This is a genomic window from Ruegeria sp. AA3 (genome assembly GCF_056542905.1).
The window spans coordinates 61,590-79,048 of the sequence record NZ_JBQGAQ010000007.1 but is presented as its reverse complement, the minus strand read 5'-3'; the positions used below and the strand labels follow the sequence as shown (position 1 = coordinate 79,048).

Here is a 17,459-nt window from a genome sequence, read left to right as displayed (position 1 = left end):
AACGCCGGGTTCATGCCCGGCGTTTTCATTCACGAAGGACCGCACCATGTCGCGCTACTCGGCCAACGAAATCGAAGCAAAATGGCAAGAGGCCTGGGACAAGGCCGGAATCTTCACCGCCAACCACAAGGCGGACAAGCCGAAATACTACGTGCTTGAAATGTTCCCCTATCCCTCAGGCCGCATTCATATGGGGCATGTGCGCAACTATACGATGGGCGACGTGATCGCGCGGCATAAACTGGCGACCGGACATAACGTGCTACATCCGATGGGCTGGGATGCCTTCGGAATGCCAGCCGAAAATGCCGCGATGGCAATCGGCGGCCACCCTAAAGACTGGACCTACAGCAACATCGCCGACATGCGCGGACAGATGAAACCGCTGGGCCTGTCGATCGATTGGTCCCGTGAATTTGCCACCTGTGATCCGGAATACTATGGCCAACAGCAAGCGCTGTTCCTAGATATGCTTGAGGCCGGTCTTGTCTACCGCAAGAATGCCGTAGTGAACTGGGACCCGGTCGACATGACCGTTTTGGCCAATGAACAGGTGGAAAACGGCCGTGGCTGGCGTTCGGGCGCCTTAGTGGAGCGTCGGGAACTGACTCAGTGGTTCTTCAAGATCTCGGATTATTCCGAGGAGCTACTCGACGCGCTGGACACGCTGGATAACTGGCCCGCCAAGGTGCGCCTGATGCAAGAAAACTGGATAGGCAAGTCGCGCGGCCTTCAGTTTGGGTTCGAACGAACCGATGGCGAAGAACCTATCACCGTCTATACGACTCGTCCCGACACGCTGCTGGGGGCATCTTTTGTTGGCATCTCGCCTGATCACCCGATCGCCAAGCAGCTTGAAGCCGAGAACCCCGAAGTTGCTGAATTTGTTGCCGAATGCCGCAAGGGTGGCACGACCGAAGAAGCCATCGAAACGGCCGAAAAGCTGGGTTACGACACCGGCATCCGCGTCAAGCACCCTTTGGACCCGAACTGGGAGCTGCCGGTTTGGATCGCCAACTTCATCCTCATGGACTATGGCACCGGCGCGATCTTCGCCTGCCCCGCCCATGACCAGCGCGATCTGGATTTCTGCCGCAAATACGACCTGCCGGTGATCGACACGTTCTTCGCACTGGACAGTGACACACCGGTCGACAAAATCGCCTTTGTGCCGCCTAAGACCGAAAAGGTCCGCTGGGTGAAACATTTTGCCGGACTGACCGAGGCGACCGGTGATGAGGCGATTAACGCGACGGTCGATTTCGCCGAAAAAGCAGGATGGGGTGAAGGCGTCACTAAGTACCGCCTGCGCGACTGGGGTCTGAGCCGTCAGCGGTATTGGGGTTGCCCGATTCCCGTGGTCCATTGCGACAAATGCGGCACCGTGCCCGAGAAGAAAGAGAATCTGCCAATTCAGCTACCCTATGACGGTGGCAACGGCGAACCAATCGACTTTTCGATCCCTGGCAACCCGCTGGACCGTCACCCCAACTGGCGTGACACCCCTTGCCCGTCCTGCGGCGCACCGGCCAAGCGTGAAACCGACACGATGGACACGTTCGTCGATTCGTCGTGGTACTTCGCCCGTTTCACTGCGCCGCGCGCGGAATCGCCAACCGATCTTGTCGAAGCCGAGTATTGGATGAACGTCGACCAGTATATCGGTGGGATCGAACACGCGATTCTGCACCTGCTCTATTCCCGTTTCTTCGCGCGGGCGATGAACATCACTGGCCACCTGCCGAAAAAAGCCATCGAGCCCTTCAATGCGCTGTTCACGCAAGGCATGGTCACGCACGAGATCTACCAGACTCGCGATGCCAAGGGCCGACCGGTCTATCATCTACCCGAGGATGTGACCGACGGCAAATTGGCCGACGGCACCGAGGTCGAGATCATCCCCTCGGCCAAGATGTCGAAATCCAAGAAAAACGTGGTTGATCCGGTAAGCATCATCTCGGCCTTCGGTGCCGATACCGCGCGCTGGTTCGTGCTGTCCGATTCGCCACCCGAACGCGACGTGGAATGGACCGCGTCCGGCGCTGAAGCCGCGTTCAAGCACCTGAGCCGGGTGCACCGGATCGCATCGGAAATCGTCGGGTCGGACGTGGCTGCCAATGCCGAGGACGAAGCGCTACTGCGCGAGATGCACAAAGCCATTCACGATGTGTCAGGCGGCGTCGAATCCTTCGGCTTCAACGCCTCGATCGCCAAGCTTTATGCCTTCACCAACACGCTGGCGAAATCAAAGGCGGGCACCGCAGCCAAGCGCGAGGCCGCAAAAACGCTGGCACAGCTTATGTCGCCCATGACCCCTCACCTGTCAGAAGAGCTTTGGCAGATGCTGGACGGCGAAGGTTTGGTCGCAACAGCACCGTGGCCTGTGGCCGATGAGGCGATGCTGGTTGATGACACCATCACCCTGCCCATTCAGATCAACGGCAAACGCCGTGCAGAAATCAGCGTCCCGAAAGACATGGACAAGGCAGAGGTTGAAAAAATCGCGCTCAGCACCGAAGCTGTGCAAAAGGCGCTGGATGGCGCTGCTCCGAAAAAAGTGATCGTTGTTCCGGGCCGAATCGTAAATGTCGTCGTTTGATCGCAGAACCTTGCTGTTGATGCCGCTAGCGCTTGCCGCTTGCGGGTTCGAGCCGGTCTTTGCACCCGGTGGATCAGGCTCGGCTCTGGATGGCAAGGTCGAGGTATCAGCACCGAATACGGTCGAAAGTTTTCTGCTGGTACAGAATCTTGAGCGTAAATTGGGCCGAAGCGCGACCTCCGGCAATGAATACAAACTAGATGTCGTGGTTTCGACGGTCACCCGCCGAGCCTCAATCACGACGGCAAATGAAACCAATCGCTACACGATTGATGGCAATGCCAGATACGAGTTGAAGTCCGACGCGACCGGGCAGGTCCTTGCCTCTGGACGGGTCACAGATTTCGTCGGTTATTCTGCCGCTGGCTCGACCGTCTCAACATTGGCTGATGAACGCGACGCGACCGAGAGATTGATGGTGATCCTGGCCGATCAGATCGTAAATCGTCTATATGCCACACCGGGCCTGTCCGCATGAAGCTGAGCCCGCGCGAGGCTGAGGGATATTTTGCCAAGCCGGATGAGGGCAAAGCGGGTCTGCTGATCTACGGCGCGGACGCCATGCGGGTTGCCCTGAAACGCCAACAGGTACTGGCCGCCCTGCTTGGACCCGGCGCGGAAGAAGAAATGCGCCTGACCCGAATCCCTGGAAGCGAGCTGCGCAGCGACCCGGCCTTGTTGCTGGACGCAGTAAAGGCGGTCGGGTTTTTTCCCGGACCACGCGCGGTATTTGTCGAAGACACGACAGATATGGCAGCGCCCGCGATTCTCGCCGCTTTGGAAGACTGGGATCATGGCGACGCTCAAATCGTTGTAACCGCTGGTCAGCTCAAACCCAGCTCAAAAATCCGCAAAGCGTTTGAGGCGAACCCGGCAGCGTACGCCGTTGGTATCTATGATGATCCACCCTCTCGGGCCGAGGTGGAACGAATTCTAGCGCAAGCCGGATTACAGAATATTCCGCGTGATTCGATGTCGGCCCTCAGCGAGCTCGCCATGGCGCTTAGCCCCGGCGATTTCACGCAAACTGTAGAGAAACTGTCACTTTACAAGCGTGGCGACACAAGCGAACTGATCATAGAAGATATCGAGGCATGCGCGCCAAGGTCGACTGAGGCCGCGCTGGATGATGTGTTGAACGTTGTCGCCGAAGGCCGTGCACAAGAGATCGGGCCATTGATCCGGCGGTTGCAGGCGCAGGGCACCAATGCGGTAACCTTGTGTATCGGTGCCACGCGACATTTCCGGACTCTCTATGCCTGTGCGTCAGATCCAGGTGGGGCGGCACAGGGAATCGGCAAATTGCGCCCCCCGGTCTATGGCAAACGGCGCGATCGGATCTTACGGCAAGCCCAGGGTTGGGGGGCACAGAAATTGCAGACCGCATTAACGGTTCTGACCGATACTGACCTGTCCTTGCGCTCGGCTGGCCAAACCGCACCAGCAATGGCGCTAGTGGAGAGGGCCATGATCCGCTTGGCAATGCTGGCCAGATCCGGCTGAAGCCTATCGGTTCAACCATTCAACAGCCGACTGCCCAGCCCATCGACCCGTCGCCAGACAGCCGGTCAGAAGATAACCGCCAGTTGGCGCTTCCCAATCCAGCATCTCGCCTGCACAGAAGACGCTAGGCAAGGCGGTCAGCATTAGGCCTTCATTCACCGAATGACGCTCAATACCACCTGCAGTCGAGATCGCTTCATCCATCGGGCGCAGGCCAGAATGGTGTAAAGGCAGGTTCTTCAGGGTCTCAACCCAATGCGAAGGTGCCAAATCGCTGCCTTTGGTCATTTCATGAAACAAAGCGACCTTCTGCGAAGACAGGCGCAAACCATTCTTCAGCCAATGCGACAGAGTCGCCTTGGGTTTCTTCGCACTCAATCGCTCATGCAGCGCATCTTTCGAAACATCCGGAACCAGATCCACAAAAAGCGGCAAGCCATTCCGAAGTGCCGGCGTCAGAGAATACAGGCCCCCACCTTCCAAACCCTTTGCGGAAATCGTCGCCTCACCTCGGCTTTGAAATTGACCTGCCCACCATCTCACCGACTTTAGGGCCGCACCAAAATGAGGCTGCATATACGAGCTCCAATCGATTGATAGAGCCGCATTTGCGGGTGCGAACGGGGCCACGCTGACACCTTGTTCTACAAGCCAAGGTGCCCATGCCCCATCCGATCCAAGCCGCGCCCAACTGGCGCCGCCGAGCGCTAATATAGTCGCGTCTGGGGTGCAAAACTGCGCCCCAATGGGCGTTGCAAACACCAACGCACCATTTTGCCAACCTTTCCAACGCCATCGGGTTTTGATCTCGACACCAGCCCGATCAAGTCGGGACAACCACGCCCGCAATAAGGGCGATGCCTTCATCGCTTTGGGAAATACACGGCCAGTTGAACCTGTGAAAAGTTCTTGCCCCAGACCACCGGCCCAAGACATGACCGCCTGCGCGTCAAACGCTTGGATCATCGGATGCAGCCAGTTCGCAGCTTCCCCATATGCGGAAATAAGAGTCTCAAAGGGTTCGTCTTTGGTCAGGTTCAGCCCAGACTTTCCTGCCATCAAAAATTTGCGCGCCACCGAAGGTTTCGCTTCGGCCACAAGAACCTCATGCCCTGCAGCAGCAAGTTGCTCGGCAGCAATCAATCCCGCTGGTCCTGCTCCTATGACAACGGTTTGCGCCATTGTGTCCCTCTTGCCCAATGCACGCTTCGGCGCAAAGTTAGGTCATGGCAAATTCTAATCCGATCTGCCCGCTCTGTAACCGCCCGATCCCTGAAGGGGGTGGTAGCCTGCACCATCTGATCCCAAAGCTCAAAGGAGGCAAGGGCGGGCCAACCGTTTTATTGCATCAGATCTGTCACAACGAAGTACATGCAACACTCACCGAGGCCGAATTGGCGCGCGACTACAACACGGTCGATTCGCTGCGCGCGCACCCAAGGCTGAAAAAGTTTCTGGATTGGGTGCGTAAACGCCCACCGGGTTTTCGGTCAAAGGTGCCCGGTAAACGGCGCGGTCGTTAACTACCCGGGAGCCATGGATCACCGAATGCATCCTCTCGCGGGTCTGCCAATCCTTCGACCTCAATCCCAAGATAATCCGGCACCGGCGCAAACCGGGCACTTGGGATATGTTGGAACTCCAACGTCGTGTAGCGGCGCTTCCACAGCCATTCGCGATTCTCGACCGCCCAGAGATCGGGGTTAGGAGGCGCGTCGGCTGTAAACGCATAGAAATGCAGATCAAAGCCGTAAGGTTCGACATCTTGCATAGATAGCAAAGTCATTCCCTGAGATCGGCAAAACGCATCTTCAGCGGCGATGTCACCAGTCCGCAAGGTGATCTGACCAATGTGGGCCTCGGCAAATGGGGTGTCCGGGCTGACGGCTTCGTCGGGTCGGTTACCCTCGAAATCATGCTGCAGCAGCTCGATGACAAACCCCTCGGGATCACTCAGATGGCACATGTAGCCAATGTCCAAAAACTGTCCCGGCGCGCTGACCTCGATACCCTTCTGGCGCAGTATATCTGCCGCAAGATCAACATTCGGCAGCGTGATCCCGATCTTCCAATAGCGCTGACCACGGTCGTGGTGATAGCGGCCGCCACCCGGCATCAGCAAAAGATCAGCATCTTGGCCGGGGTATCCCACGCGGCGATTGGCACCTTCGGCCTGAACCGACATACCAAGCGCATCGCGATAGAACGCAGCTAACCCATTCGGATCTGTCACTCGCAAGCGCAGTGCAGCCATCCTCATGGGCACAATCCGGCGATACCTGCTGCAATCGCTGGGTCAGCAGACAGACTGTCTGCTACCAACTCCCGCGCGGTGGGCATCAATAGATCGGCGTCGACAACCCGATCAACCAACCCAAAGTTGTACGCTTCTTCGGCCGACATCTTTTGCCCGGCCATCAAGATCATTTTAGTTCTGGACGGGCCAATCAAAGCGGCCATCCGTTTAGGATCAGAGGGTTGCGGCAAAAAACCCAGCTTCATGACTGGATAGAAAAACTTGGCTGACGGAACTGCGATACGCAGATCACAGGCCAGAACCATACCGTTGGCCCCACCCGCCAGCGTGCCATTGAGCGCCGCCACCGTCAGGCAGGGCAACGCAGCAATCGCGCCCGAAAGTCGTTCCCACAGATCTGAGGTTGCAAGTCCCGCCCGCGCTTCCTCGAGATCTGCACCTGCGCTGAAAACCCGGCCTACGCCGGTCAGGATCAACGCGCGGGCCTCAGTTGCGGTCTCTGCGATGTGGACCAATTCACCCAGCATCGCTGAAGTCAGTGCATTGGCCTTTTCCGGGTTGTTCAACGTGACCGTCCACAACCCGTCTTCTTGGGTCAGATCAATCACGTCAGACCAACTCGTTTGCGGATTTCTTCATTGCGCAGCGATATCTCGGTCCCCAAAAACTCATCCGCATCCGCCGAACACATCCACATCAACGCCCGAGCCGGCCAATCTGCGGGGATATGATCGTCCCAATCCAGCTGGCTGACCGGGTTGATACCGCTGGCCTTGATCACCCGCTGCATATCAGTGGCCACGGTCCCCGGCGACAAGCCCATGGCGCGGATGCCATGATGCGCCTCTTCCAAATGAACGCATTCCGTTAACATCTTGGCGCCAGCTTTGGAGGCGCAATAGTGGCTCCAGGCTTCCACCGGATTAGACGCCGCGCCGGACGAGACGGTCAAAACCGTCCCCCCGCCTGACGCCCGCATGATGGGCAAAGCCGCGCGCATTCCATAGAAGATACCTTTTAGATTGATATCGATCGCATGGCTCCAAGCCTGTGTATCTGCGTTCGAAAGATGAAAAATCGGATCGATCACACCCGCGTTCCCGATCAGCACCTCCAGTGCGCCAAACCGATCAATGCAGTCGGCAACTGTCTGTTCTACCTGCGCAAAATCGCTGACATCGCAAGCCAACGCGATCACATTTTCACCCAGCGCCGCAGCCAACGCTTCGATCTGATCACGGCTGCGCGCGACCAGAGCCACATTGGCCCCGGCTGCGGCAAAAACGCGCCCGGCTTCTGCGCCGATGCCTCGACTAGCCCCAGTGATCAGTACAGTTTTCCCTTGCATATGCATCGCTTAAATCCCTGCATTTGAAATTGTCTTAACTCGTAACCCGCAAATGGGGAATTGGTCCACCCCTTCCCCCTTGACGCTGATCGCTACAGGCACGACGATGCCGTCAAATTGATCAAGAAGGGTTCTCTTATGACTGTTTTCCTTCGCCGCAGCTGCGGTGCAGCTTTGGCATATGCCGTTGCCACAAACGGCGCATTTGCAGATGTAACAGCCGATGATGTCTGGTCCGACTGGCAGGCCTATCTGGGCGGGATGGGCTATGACGTAACCGGTGAGCAAAGCGTATCGGGCAGCGTCACAACCATCTCGAACATGACGATGGCGATGGCGATTCCGGATACCGAAGGCACATTTGATATGGTCGTCCCCGAGATGACGCTGACCGAGAATGGCGACGGCACTGTCAATATCGGGTTCCCTGCCAGCTTTCCAATGACAATTTCGGGTGAAGCTGAGGGGGAGACCTTCTCGGCCGATCTGGTCTATTCTCATGACGCTCTGGAAATGGTCGTCTCGGGTACTCCCGAAAATATGACTTACGACTATACGGCGAACAGTCTGTCTCTGACGCTGGACTCGATGGAATTCGACGGTGAGACTGCGCCGGATGACATGTTGGCCCTGAATGTCCAGATGAACGATATTGCTGGCGCTTCCCAGATGGAAATCAACGAGAAGCGCAATATAGAGCAGCAACTTACCGCTAGCAGTCTGTCCTATGACGTCGCCTTTAACGAGCCCGATAGCGAAGATACGGGCCGGATCAGCGGCAAGCTTGATGACCTGAAGTTTGACGGCGATACAATCATCCCACCCGGCATGGATGTCGCAAGTATTGAAGACATCTATAAGGCCGGGTTCGCCGCGTCAGGGACCTTTACCTATGCCTCGGGTAGCACCGAAATGGCGGGTACATCCGAGGGCGAACCGTTCTCGCTGAGCAGCAGTTCCGAAGGTGGCAGATTTACCGGCAGCATCGATGCCCAGAGGCTTGTTTACGATCTTGCGCAGAACGGCACGAAGCTGGCGGTCACAACGGCCGACCTGCCGTTCCCAATCGAAATGGCAATGGCCAATGCCGGGCTGAAATTTGAGTTCCCCGTTCAGGCGTCGGAAGAGATCCAGCCCTTCGGGTTTGGCATGAACCTGACCGATTTCACCATGTCCGACATTTTGTGGAGCATGTTTGACCCTGCAGGCGCGCTGCCCCGTGATCCGGCAACCATTGCGTTGGATACGACCGGCACCGCCAAGGTTCTGGTTGATTTCATGGACCCAGAAGCAGTGGAAGAGCTTGAGACATCTGATGTGGTTCCGGGCGAGTTGCATTCACTGAAGATCAACGAACTGCTTGTGTCGCTGGTCGGGGCAGAGTTGACCGGGAATGGAGACTTCACGTTCGACAATTCCAACACCGAAGAGTTTGATGGTCTACCCGCCCCGTCGGGCGTCGCCAATCTGAAACTTGTCGGGGCCAATGCTCTGCTCGACAAGCTGATCGGCATGGGCTTTGTCTCGGAAAACGATGCGCTTGGTGCCCGTATGATGATGGGTCTGATGGCTGTTCCAGGCGAAGAACCCGACACGTTGAATTCGAATATTGAGTTCACCGAGGACGGGCAGATTCTGGCCAACGGTCAGCGTATCAAGTGATCAACATATGGGGAAAGGCCGCAATCGTGGCCTTTCCCGCCTGAGGCACATTACGCTATTGTGCTGCAGGCCTTGCGGGACGAACGATCCGAGGCTAGGTCCAGTATAACCAGACCGGAGGCCTCATGACCCGAACACCTCAGAACATCAGCGACGAACTGCTGGACGCAGCCCGCAGGGCTGGCGCCGAGGCGGCCGATGCCATTGTTATTGATGGATCATCCGTTTCTGTCGAGGTGCGTGGTGGTGCGTTGGAACATGCCGAACGCTCGGAAGCAACCGATCTGGGGCTGCGGGTTTTTCTGGGCAAGCGTCAGGCGATCGTTTCCAGTTCAGACAGCCGTCCCGAGACCCTCAAAGCGATGGCCGAAAGGGCAGTTGCCATGGCCCAGGAAGCCCCGGAGGATCCGTTTACCGGTTTGGCTGAACCCGACCAGTTGATCACCGACTGGGACATGGATGCACTGGAACTTTTTGACACGGCCCCTGAACCCAGCGCCGAAGCTCTGATGCAGGACGCGTTGGCTGCCGAAGCAGCGGCGTTGGAAGTTGCGGGCGTATCGCAGGTTTCTGACGCGGCGTCGGCTTATGGCACTCACCGGGTCCATCTCGCCGCGACAAACGGCTTTTCGGGTGGCTACATGCGCAGCAGCCGTTCAACCTCATGCGTTGCCATATCCGGCGAGGGCACGGGGATGGAACGTGACTATGACGGTGACAGCCGTACCTTTCAGTCAGATCTGCGCAGCCCGGCCGAGATTGGCCGAACAGCAGGTGAGCGCGCGGTTCAGATCGTCGGCGCGCGCAAACCGCAGACCGGCAGTTTCCCTGTCGTCTTCGACGAGCGTATTTCTTCGTCCCTGATCGGCCATCTGCTGGCGGCCAGCAATGGCGCCGCTATTGCACGCGGAGCCTCTTGGCTGAAGGAAAGCCTAGGGCAGCAAGTTCTGCCGTCACACCTGTCGCTGATCGAAGACCCGCATCGCCCGCGCATCTCCGGCTCGCGCCCATTTGACGCCGAAGGCCTGGCAACACACCGGCGGGCTATCGTTGAGGATGGCGTGCTGACTGGGTGGACACTGGATTTGTCCAGCGCGCGCAAACTAGAAATGAGTTCTACCGGGAACGCCGCGCGCGGCGTATCCGGGCCACCCTCACCCAGCAACTGGAACCTTAGTCTGACGCCGGGCGACAAAACACGTGCTGACTTATTGCGCGATATGGGGGCAGGGCTGTTGGTTACGTCGATGATTGGCTCGACCATCAACCCCAATACCGGCGACTATTCCCGCGGTGCATCGGGTTTTTGGGTCGAAAACGGTGAGATCACGCACCCTGTCAACGAATGCACCATCGCGGGGAATCTGCGCGACATGTTGATGCGCATCATTCCTGCCAACGATGCGCGGGCTTACCTGTCGCGCGTTGTGCCCTCGCTGCTGATTGAAGGGATGACCCTTGCCGGCAACTGACCTGTCCCTGCTGATCGACGCCGCGCTTGAGGCGGGAAAGATCGCCACGCGCTATTCGGGCCCTGACGCCCAGCGCTGGGACAAACCCAAAGGCGCAGGACCGGTTACCGAAGCTGATCTGGCCGTCAATGCAATGCTCGAGCGTGAACTGCAGGCTGCCCGCCCGGACTACGGCTGGCTCAGCGAAGAAACCGAGGATTCACCTGATCGCCTGACCCGTAATCGGGTCTTTGTCATTGACCCCATCGATGGCACCCGCAGTTTTGCCGAAGGATCACGCACCTGGGCGCATTCGCTGGCCGTGTCTGAGCAGGGGGAGGTAACGGCAGCGGTCATTTATCTGCCAATGCGCGATCTGCTTTATGCCGCCGCAAAAGGGCAAGGCGCAACGCTGAATGGCAGACCCATATACGTTTCTGGGCGGGTGCAGCTGTCCGACGCCGAGATTCTGGCCGCAAAACCTAATCTTGATCCGCGCCATTGGCTGTCTGAGGCTGTCCCGGAATTTCGCCGAGTGTACCGGCCGTCACTCGCTTATCGGATGGCATTGGTTGCACAAGGACGGTTCGACGGAATGCTGACCCTGCGCCCCAGCTGGGAATGGGATATCGCCGCCGGTGATCTTATCCTGCGTGAGGCGGGCGGACGCTGTACAGATCGGTTAGGGCATCCATTACGGTTCAATAATGCTCACCCTCGCCTTAATGGCGTTGTAGCGGCGGGCTCAGAGGTACATGAAAATCTTCGTTCCAGATTGGACCCGCGCGGGATCGGCATCTCAGCATGAGTAAACCACGATCTCTCAGCCTGGCGGCCTATCGGGTCCTTTCTTGGGGTGTTCCCAAGAACACCAGTTTTGCAGGTATAGCGCGTCCCGAGGGAGAAGTTTTATGGGTGCATGTCAGCACACCATACCGGCTGCGCGCCGTTGATGATTTCTGTCGCCGCTTGATGTCCGCGCGACCGGGTTTGTCGCTGCTTCTAACAGCGCCTCCCGACGCCGATATCGGAGAATGGGAAGAGTGCACCTGCCAAATTCTAAAGCTCCCGGCCGAACACACCGGTGCCGCACGAGCTTTCCTGGACCATTGGCGCCCCGATATGGGACTTTGGTTCGGCGGTGGATTAATGCCAAACATCATTACCCGTGCGCAGGAACGGTCAATCCCGCTCGTACTGCTTGAGGCATTGGTTGAAGTGAAGACAGCACGAGGTGGGCGTTGGCTCCCGGATATTACCCGTTATACGCTGGATTGCTTTACGACCATCCTCACCACAAATGATGAAACAGCACGCCAAATCCGGAGGTTGGGGGTCAACTCGGCAAAAATTTCGGTCGAGCCTCCTCTTCATGTCAGCCCCAACCCAACCCCCTGGCCTGAGGATGAATTGATCGAGACCAACCACATTCTGGCCGGTCGGCCAGTTTGGCTGGCCGCATGGGTTCAGGCCAAGGAGTTTATTTCGGTACTCAGTGCACATCGCCAGGCACTACGATTGTTACCGCGTCTTGCTATGGTTCTGCACGTGGCCGATGCATCCGAGGCCGCGCCATTGTACAAGCGATTAGAGGCGATGGACTTGCGATGCGCTAATTGGGACGAAGGTCATGCCATTGAGGATACAACGCAAGTCATCGTGACATCAGAACCCGAAGATCTGGGCCTTTGGCATCGTGTTTCAGCCGTGACATTCATGGGCAGTTCGTTGGAACGCAACGCAGGTGGTCAAGACCCGTTAATTGCAGTCGCGTTGGGATCGGCGGTGATTAATGGCCCGCATGTCGGCAATTACCAGGTCCTTTATGATAGGTTGAACCAAGCCAACGCCGCCATAACCATAAAATCGGCGACTGAGTTGGGCGATGGCGTAGTCGAGTTGCTGGCTCCGGACCGTACCGCAGACATGGCATTGGCCGGTTGGCAGATTGTAACCGAAGGCGCGCCACAGGCGGATCAACTGATCGACATGGTGCAAGACACGCTTGACCGGCGGAGGGCCCACCATGCGCGCCCCTGATTTCTGGAATTCGGCCCCCGATCAGTTGGACTTGCGGGCCAGATTACTTGCACCGCTCGGCCGCATCTACTCGTCCGCGACAGCCCGCCGCGTGGCGAGCGGGCAGAGCCTCTCACCGGGGATACCGGTAATCTGCGTCGGCAACCTGAACGCGGGCGGCACCGGCAAAACGCCAACCGTAATATGGGTACTGGATTGTCTGAGGGGCATCTGGCACCAACCTCATGTTGTCACCCGCGGACATGGCGGATCTCTAGAAGGCCCAGTGCAGGTTGACCCACGGAAACACACCGCGGCGCAGGTGGGCGACGAACCCCTTTTGTTGGCCGCATTCGCCGAAGTCTGGGTTGCCAAGGATCGTGCCGCCGGCGCACAGGCTGCCGCGGCTGCGGGCGCGACCGCAATTGTACTGGATGACGGATTTCAAAATCCCTCGGTCAACAAAGACTTTTCGATCATCGTGGTAGATGCCGCGCGGGGATTTGGCAACGGGCTGTGCCTTCCTGCCGGACCCTTGCGAGAACCCGTGGAAGCGGGGTTGAAGCGGGCTGATCTTGTATTGTCCCTTGGCGATTCCGAGGCGCAATCGATTTTCGCTGAAATATGGAGCCACGCGCTTTCGGTGCCCCACGCCACGGGTGAGATGCGACCGCTGCAAACCGGGATGGACTGGAGCGATACCTCTGTTCTGGCATTTGCGGGCATCGGATACCCCGAAAAGTTTTTTGAAACTCTGCGGCAACAAGGCGCAAAACTGCTGCGCGCCGAAGCTTTGGACGATCACCAACCGCTGACAACCGCCCTTATGAGCCGCTTGGAGAAGGACTCTAAAGCATTGAGCGCCCAATTGGTTACAACCGAGAAGGACGCCGTGCGCTTACCTGCGGCGTTCCGAAGTAAGGTCCTAACACTTCCGGTCCGGCTACACATCAATCAGGATGAAATGGTCAAAGCGATGTTAACCAAAGTCGCGCCCTCACCCTGAACGAATGGCCAGCCCGATACAGGCTGGCCCAACAGGGATTAGCTGCCCAGCTCGTCTTCGATCAACTTCTTGAAGTCGTCATAAGACTGGTTATCAACCTTCTTGCCATTCACGATGAAAGAGGGTGTCGCCTGAATTCCATCACGTTCAGCGTTCTCTTGGTACCAGGCTACCAAAGTCTGCGCGCGGGTGCCGTCCTGCAAGCAGGCTTCAAGCTGATCATTGTCGATACCTGCAAGACGACCAATCTTGCGCAGCTCGTCAACGATTTCGGCAGGACCACCGGCGCGAGTCCATTCGGACTGACCTTCGTAAAGCAGATCGGTAATGCCAAAAAACTTCTCGGGACCCGCACACCGCGCCACCATCGATGCCCAAAGGCCATAGCGGTCAAAATATACCTCGCGATAGGTGAACTTGACCTTGCCCGTGTCGATGAAGTCCTTCTTGAGCTGCTTATATGCGCCCTGATGGAAATTCGCGCAGTGCGGACAAGTGTATGATGCATATTCGATGATCTCGACTGGCGCGTCTTCCGCCCCCTGCACCATCTCAACGATGGTTGACGTGTCCAGATCCGCCTCTTGCGCCTCGGCGGTACCGACAAGCGGGTTCGAAGGGATCGTATTACTCGACGTTGTCAGCCAATAGCCGCCTGCGGCTACGGCGACAGCCGCACATATTACGGTTGCAATCCGGCTCATTCCTCAGCCCTTTCTTAGCGTTTCTGTCTGGATAAAACGTTGCGGCCCAAACGTTCAAGTGCTGCACGCAAATCTTCATCATGAACTGCGCGCGACACATTGTCGGCCTCAGCTGCAACTTCTGGTGAAACAACAGGTTTTGTCTGTTTCAGTTTATGATCGAAACTCGCCTGCCCCTCGGCAAATCCGGTCGGCGCGGTCTGGGTGATACGTACCCGATTGATCGCGTTGTAGCCATAGACGGCATTCACCTTGTCACGGAGCTGCTCTTTCTGCATCTCCAGCATTGGCGCCTGTGGCCCGGTTGTCAGCACCGTCAGAGTCGCCCCAAATCCGCCCTTGGCGTACCCTACATTCACCGGCCGGGCGATCGACGCGATGTCCTGGCCCACAATCTCGGCCCAATGAGTCAAAAGGCGCGAGACGGCAAAACCCCGGCTTTCCCCGGCCTGCCTGATCCGGTCATTCAGCAAAGTGGCGGTGCGCTTGAACCCGCGGGTCGAAGAACGTCTGCGTTGCATCAGGTTTCCAACTCTTGCACGGCTATTGTAATAAGCTGCGACCTGTGCGCCAGTGAAACCCGACAGGGAGTTACATAAAACTTGCGTGACTGCACCGAAATCGACCTGAGCAAGACGCTGTTGGACTGGTACGACCGCCACGCGCGGGAAATGCCGTGGCGGATTGGCCCGGTGGATCGCGCCGCCGGTGTCATGCCTGATCCCTATCGGGTCTGGCTTTCCGAAGTTATGCTACAGCAGACCACCGTAGCCGCTGTGCGCGACTATTTCATCAGATTCACCACCCGTTGGCCCACTGTCAAAGCCTTGGCACAGGCCCAAGACGATCAGGTCATGGGCGAGTGGGCTGGCCTTGGCTATTACGCCCGTGCGCGCAACTTATTGAAATGCGCGCGCGTTGTCGCTGCTGAGTATGATGGTCAATTCCCCGAGAGATACGACGCATTACTGAAACTGCCGGGAGTTGGGCCCTACACCGCTGCTGCTATTGCAGCGATTGCATTTGATCAATCCGAGACTGTTTTGGACGGCAACGTCGAACGAGTCATGGCGCGGTTATATGACATTCACGATCCCCTGCCTGGTTCAAAACCCCTATTGAAAGAAAAGGCCGCGTCACTGACACCACCTCTGCGGCCCGGGGATCATGCTCAGGCGGTTATGGATTTGGGCGCGACGATCTGCACACCTAAATCTCCAGCTTGCGGGATTTGTCCACTCTATGCACCCTGTCTGGCGCGGGCTGCGGGTACGCAGACAGAACTACCGCAAAAAACACCCAAAAAACCGAAACCAACACGGTTGGGTCATATCTATATTGCCCAACGCAGTGATGGTGCTCTGCTATTGGAACGCCGCCCCGACAAAGGCCTGCTGGGCGGCATGTTGGGCTGGCCCGGCTCGGACTGGTCCGACGCGCCTGTAGAAAATCCGCCGTTCCCGGCGCGTTGGCAAGAAATACCGGGCGAAGTGCGGCACACTTTCACCCATTTTCACCTGATCCTGCGTATCTGGACGACCAAACTGCCCGATGGGTTTACTCCGGATGATTTTGTGATCATGGACAAACACCAGTTCAAACCCAGCGACTTACCCACCGTTATGCGCAAGGGGTTCGATCTCTGGCGCGGCCAATAGACCGCTGTGCAAAACATAAAGAGCGGTCTACTGTTCGGGCAACGCTTTGGAGCCCCAAGATGATTGCATCTGACACCCTCTCTCGCTGGCAATCTGCCGTTCCATTTTGGGTCTCATACCTGCTGGTCCCACTCATTTGGATGACCTCCTTCGCTGGTGGTTGGTGGGTCTTGATTGTGCCTCTTTCAACTTGGTGGGCCTTTGCTGTGCTGGATCAACTGACGGGGCTTAACTTGGAAAATGCCGACCCGGATGCGCCAGATGAAGAGCTGGACTGGTATATTTGGCTGATCAAAGCATGGGCTCCGGTGCAGTTCCTCACGCTTTACGGACTGATCTGGTACACGACCCGCGCAACGGGACTGACCACAATCGAAAAAATTGGCGTATTCTTCGGCATGGGCGTTATTTCAGGCACGATCGGAATCAATTACAGCCACGAGTTGATGCACCAGAAAGGCAAGCTGGAACGATGGCTGGGTGATATCCTGCTGTCGATGGTGCTTTACTCCCATTTCCGGTCCGAGCATCTGCTGGTCCACCACCGCTATGTTGGCACCCCACGCGACCCTGTGACCGCACGCTACAACGAAGGCTTCCACCGCTTCTATCCGCGCGTCCTGCGCCAAAGTCTGAAATCGGCGTTTCACGCGGAAGCGAACAAACTGGCCCGCAAAGACCGCCCCTGGACAGCTTCCACGAACCCCTTCTGGCGGTATTGGGCCCTGCAATCGACCATGCTGCTTCTGGCGTACCTGCTCGGAGGATGGGCCGGGCTAGGCTTGTTCCTGCTGCAGGCAGGTACCGCGATCTGGCAGCTAGAATTGGTCAACTATGTCGAACATTACGGCCTGACGCGCAAATATCTTGGCGACGGGAAGTACGAACACGTCCACCCGCGCCACTCGTGGAATGCGTCGCATAAAGCGTCGAACTGGCTACTTATCAACCTGCAACGCCATTCGGATCACCACTACAAACCAAGCCGCAGGTTCCCTTTGCTGCAACACCATTCTCAGGACGCCGCCCCGCAACTGCCATATGGGTATCCGGTCATGACAATTGCTGCGATGATCCCACCATTGTGGCGACGCATCATGAACCCCAAGGTCCGAGCGTGGCGACGTCAATACTATCCCGAGATCGCCGACTGGCAGCCCTATAACAAGGCGCAGAACCCTCTGCCTCGAACCTAACCGCAGCACGCGCCAGCGTGCTGCCCGGCCCGACAGGAAGGATCGCATCTTTGATG

General features: G+C 57.5%; 17 protein-coding genes. 11 read left to right on the top strand and 6 right to left on the bottom strand.

From position 1 onward, the window contains the following. Nucleotides 1-46 precede the first annotated feature (46 nt). The 3 genes from leuS to holA are packed head-to-tail and all read left to right on the top strand — an operon-like array spanning nt 47 to nt 4,102. Nucleotides 47-2,599 (top strand): leucine--tRNA ligase, encoded by a 2,553-nt coding sequence (leuS, locus tag ACR0JR_RS13590; RefSeq protein WP_480456597.1) that lies wholly within the window; start codon nt 47-49, stop codon nt 2,597-2,599. After that, on the top strand, nt 2,586-3,077 hold the full coding sequence (gene lptE / locus ACR0JR_RS13585) for an LPS assembly lipoprotein LptE (protein ID WP_480456595.1): 492 nt from the start codon (nt 2,586-2,588) through the stop codon (nt 3,075-3,077). The genes leuS and lptE overlap by 14 nt, the downstream gene beginning before the upstream one ends. Further along, entirely contained in the window at nt 3,074-4,102 is a 1,029-nt protein-coding gene (holA, locus tag ACR0JR_RS13580) for a DNA polymerase III subunit delta (protein ID WP_170476285.1), read from the top strand. The genes lptE and holA overlap by 4 nt, the downstream gene beginning before the upstream one ends. 3 nt (nt 4,103-4,105) lie before the next feature. Here holA and ACR0JR_RS13575 read toward each other — a convergent pair whose 3' ends face one another. Beyond that, on the bottom strand, nt 4,106-5,284 hold the full coding sequence (locus ACR0JR_RS13575) for a TIGR03862 family flavoprotein (protein ID WP_480456594.1): 1,179 nt from the start codon (nt 5,282-5,284) through the stop codon (nt 4,106-4,108). 44 nt (nt 5,285-5,328) lie between these two features. Here ACR0JR_RS13575 and ACR0JR_RS13570 point away from each other — a divergent pair, with 44 nt between their 5' ends. Beyond that, nucleotides 5,329-5,625 (top strand): HNH endonuclease, encoded by a 297-nt coding sequence (locus tag ACR0JR_RS13570; protein WP_480456593.1) that lies wholly within the window; start codon nt 5,329-5,331, stop codon nt 5,623-5,625. On the opposite strand, the gene ACR0JR_RS13565 is transcribed toward ACR0JR_RS13570, so the two are convergent. Genes ACR0JR_RS13565 through ACR0JR_RS13555 form a run of 3 tightly spaced genes read right to left on the bottom strand, consistent with a single transcriptional unit; the run spans nt 5,622 to nt 7,713 of the window. Beyond that, nucleotides 5,622-6,356, bottom strand: a complete 735-nt coding sequence (locus ACR0JR_RS13565) for a VOC family protein (RefSeq protein WP_480456592.1) — start codon at nt 6,354-6,356, stop codon at nt 5,622-5,624. The genes ACR0JR_RS13570 and ACR0JR_RS13565 overlap by 4 nt on opposite strands. A gap of 2 nt (nt 6,357-6,358) precedes the next feature. After that, nucleotides 6,359-6,967, bottom strand: a complete 609-nt coding sequence (locus ACR0JR_RS13560; RefSeq protein ID WP_480456591.1) for an enoyl-CoA hydratase/isomerase family protein — start codon at nt 6,965-6,967, stop codon at nt 6,359-6,361. Continuing rightward, nucleotides 6,964-7,713 carry an SDR family oxidoreductase gene (locus tag ACR0JR_RS13555; protein ID WP_480456589.1) on the bottom strand — a complete coding sequence of 250 codons (750 nt, stop codon included), beginning with the start codon at nt 7,711-7,713 and terminating at the stop codon, nt 6,964-6,966. The genes ACR0JR_RS13560 and ACR0JR_RS13555 overlap by 4 nt, the downstream gene beginning before the upstream one ends. A 132-nt stretch (nt 7,714-7,845) precedes the next feature. On the opposite strand from ACR0JR_RS13555, the gene ACR0JR_RS13550 reads away from it, so the two are divergent. The 5 genes from ACR0JR_RS13550 to lpxK all read left to right on the top strand — a co-directional run bounded on the left by ACR0JR_RS13550 (nt 7,846) and on the right by lpxK (nt 13,845). Then, nucleotides 7,846-9,369, top strand: coding sequence for a DUF2125 domain-containing protein (locus tag ACR0JR_RS13550; RefSeq protein ID WP_480456588.1), 1,524 nt, complete (start codon nt 7,846-7,848; stop codon nt 9,367-9,369). Nucleotides 9,370-9,494: 125 nt separating this feature from the next. Continuing rightward, nucleotides 9,495-10,841: a TldD/PmbA family protein gene (locus tag ACR0JR_RS13545; RefSeq protein WP_480456587.1), complete on the top strand. Its 1,347-nt coding sequence runs from the start codon at nt 9,495-9,497 to the stop codon at nt 10,839-10,841. Then, nucleotides 10,828-11,628, top strand: coding sequence for an inositol monophosphatase family protein (locus tag ACR0JR_RS13540; protein WP_480456585.1), 801 nt, complete (start codon nt 10,828-10,830; stop codon nt 11,626-11,628). The genes ACR0JR_RS13545 and ACR0JR_RS13540 overlap by 14 nt, the downstream gene beginning before the upstream one ends. Continuing rightward, complete coding sequence (locus ACR0JR_RS13535; RefSeq protein WP_480456584.1) at nt 11,625-12,860, top strand: 3-deoxy-D-manno-octulosonic acid transferase; 1,236 nt, start codon at nt 11,625-11,627, stop codon at nt 12,858-12,860. Before ACR0JR_RS13540 ends, ACR0JR_RS13535 begins: the two co-directional genes overlap by 4 nt. Continuing rightward, a complete protein-coding gene (lpxK, locus tag ACR0JR_RS13530) occupies nt 12,847-13,845 on the top strand; it encodes a tetraacyldisaccharide 4'-kinase (RefSeq protein WP_480456583.1) in 999 nt (332 codons plus the stop codon). The genes ACR0JR_RS13535 and lpxK overlap by 14 nt, the downstream gene beginning before the upstream one ends. A gap of 38 nt (nt 13,846-13,883) precedes the next feature. On the opposite strand, the gene ACR0JR_RS13525 is transcribed toward lpxK, so the two are convergent. Together ACR0JR_RS13525 and ACR0JR_RS13520 are read right to left on the bottom strand one after the other, a co-directional pair. Next, complete coding sequence (locus ACR0JR_RS13525) at nt 13,884-14,549, bottom strand: DsbA family protein (protein ID WP_170771577.1); 666 nt, start codon at nt 14,547-14,549, stop codon at nt 13,884-13,886. A gap of 14 nt (nt 14,550-14,563) precedes the next feature. Beyond that, the gene (locus ACR0JR_RS13520) at nt 14,564-15,070 is read right to left on the bottom strand and encodes a DUF721 domain-containing protein (RefSeq protein ID WP_480456581.1); all 507 of its coding nucleotides are present in this window, start codon (nt 15,068-15,070) and stop codon (nt 14,564-14,566) included. Between the two features lie 150 nt (nt 15,071-15,220). Between ACR0JR_RS13520 and ACR0JR_RS13515 the strand changes: the two genes are divergently transcribed. Then, a complete protein-coding gene (locus ACR0JR_RS13515) occupies nt 15,221-16,207 on the top strand; it encodes an A/G-specific adenine glycosylase (RefSeq protein ID WP_480456737.1) in 987 nt (328 codons plus the stop codon). 59 nt (nt 16,208-16,266) lie between these two features. Further along, nucleotides 16,267-17,403, top strand: coding sequence for an alkane 1-monooxygenase (locus ACR0JR_RS13510; protein ID WP_480456580.1), 1,137 nt, complete (start codon nt 16,267-16,269; stop codon nt 17,401-17,403). Nucleotides 17,404-17,459 lie beyond the last annotated feature (56 nt).

Excerpts from the sequence above, each read along its gene's own strand:
- leuS (WP_480456597.1), top strand. The coding sequence starts at position 47 with ATGTCGCGCTACTCGGCCAACGAAATCGAAGCAAAATGGCAAGAGGCC.
- lptE (WP_480456595.1), top strand. The coding sequence starts at position 2,586 with ATGTCGTCGTTTGATCGCAGAACCTTGCTGTTGATGCCGCTAGCGCTT.
- holA (WP_170476285.1), top strand. The coding sequence starts at position 3,074 with ATGAAGCTGAGCCCGCGCGAGGCTGAGGGATATTTTGCCAAGCCGGAT.
- ACR0JR_RS13575 (WP_480456594.1), bottom strand. The coding sequence starts at position 5,284 with ATGGCGCAAACCGTTGTCATAGGAGCAGGACCAGCGGGATTGATTGCT.
- ACR0JR_RS13570 (WP_480456593.1), top strand. The coding sequence starts at position 5,329 with ATGGCAAATTCTAATCCGATCTGCCCGCTCTGTAACCGCCCGATCCCT.
- ACR0JR_RS13565 (WP_480456592.1), bottom strand. The coding sequence starts at position 6,356 with ATGGCTGCACTGCGCTTGCGAGTGACAGATCCGAATGGGTTAGCTGCG.
- ACR0JR_RS13555 (WP_480456589.1), bottom strand. The coding sequence starts at position 7,713 with ATGCATATGCAAGGGAAAACTGTACTGATCACTGGGGCTAGTCGAGGC.
- ACR0JR_RS13550 (WP_480456588.1), top strand. The coding sequence starts at position 7,846 with ATGACTGTTTTCCTTCGCCGCAGCTGCGGTGCAGCTTTGGCATATGCC.
- ACR0JR_RS13545 (WP_480456587.1), top strand. The coding sequence starts at position 9,495 with ATGACCCGAACACCTCAGAACATCAGCGACGAACTGCTGGACGCAGCC.
- ACR0JR_RS13535 (WP_480456584.1), top strand. The coding sequence starts at position 11,625 with ATGAGTAAACCACGATCTCTCAGCCTGGCGGCCTATCGGGTCCTTTCT.
- lpxK (WP_480456583.1), top strand. The coding sequence starts at position 12,847 with ATGCGCGCCCCTGATTTCTGGAATTCGGCCCCCGATCAGTTGGACTTG.
- ACR0JR_RS13525 (WP_170771577.1), bottom strand. The coding sequence starts at position 14,549 with ATGAGCCGGATTGCAACCGTAATATGTGCGGCTGTCGCCGTAGCCGCA.
- ACR0JR_RS13520 (WP_480456581.1), bottom strand. The coding sequence starts at position 15,070 with ATGCAACGCAGACGTTCTTCGACCCGCGGGTTCAAGCGCACCGCCACT.
- ACR0JR_RS13515 (WP_480456737.1), top strand. The coding sequence starts at position 15,221 with ATGCCGTGGCGGATTGGCCCGGTGGATCGCGCCGCCGGTGTCATGCCT.
- ACR0JR_RS13510 (WP_480456580.1), top strand. The coding sequence starts at position 16,267 with ATGATTGCATCTGACACCCTCTCTCGCTGGCAATCTGCCGTTCCATTT.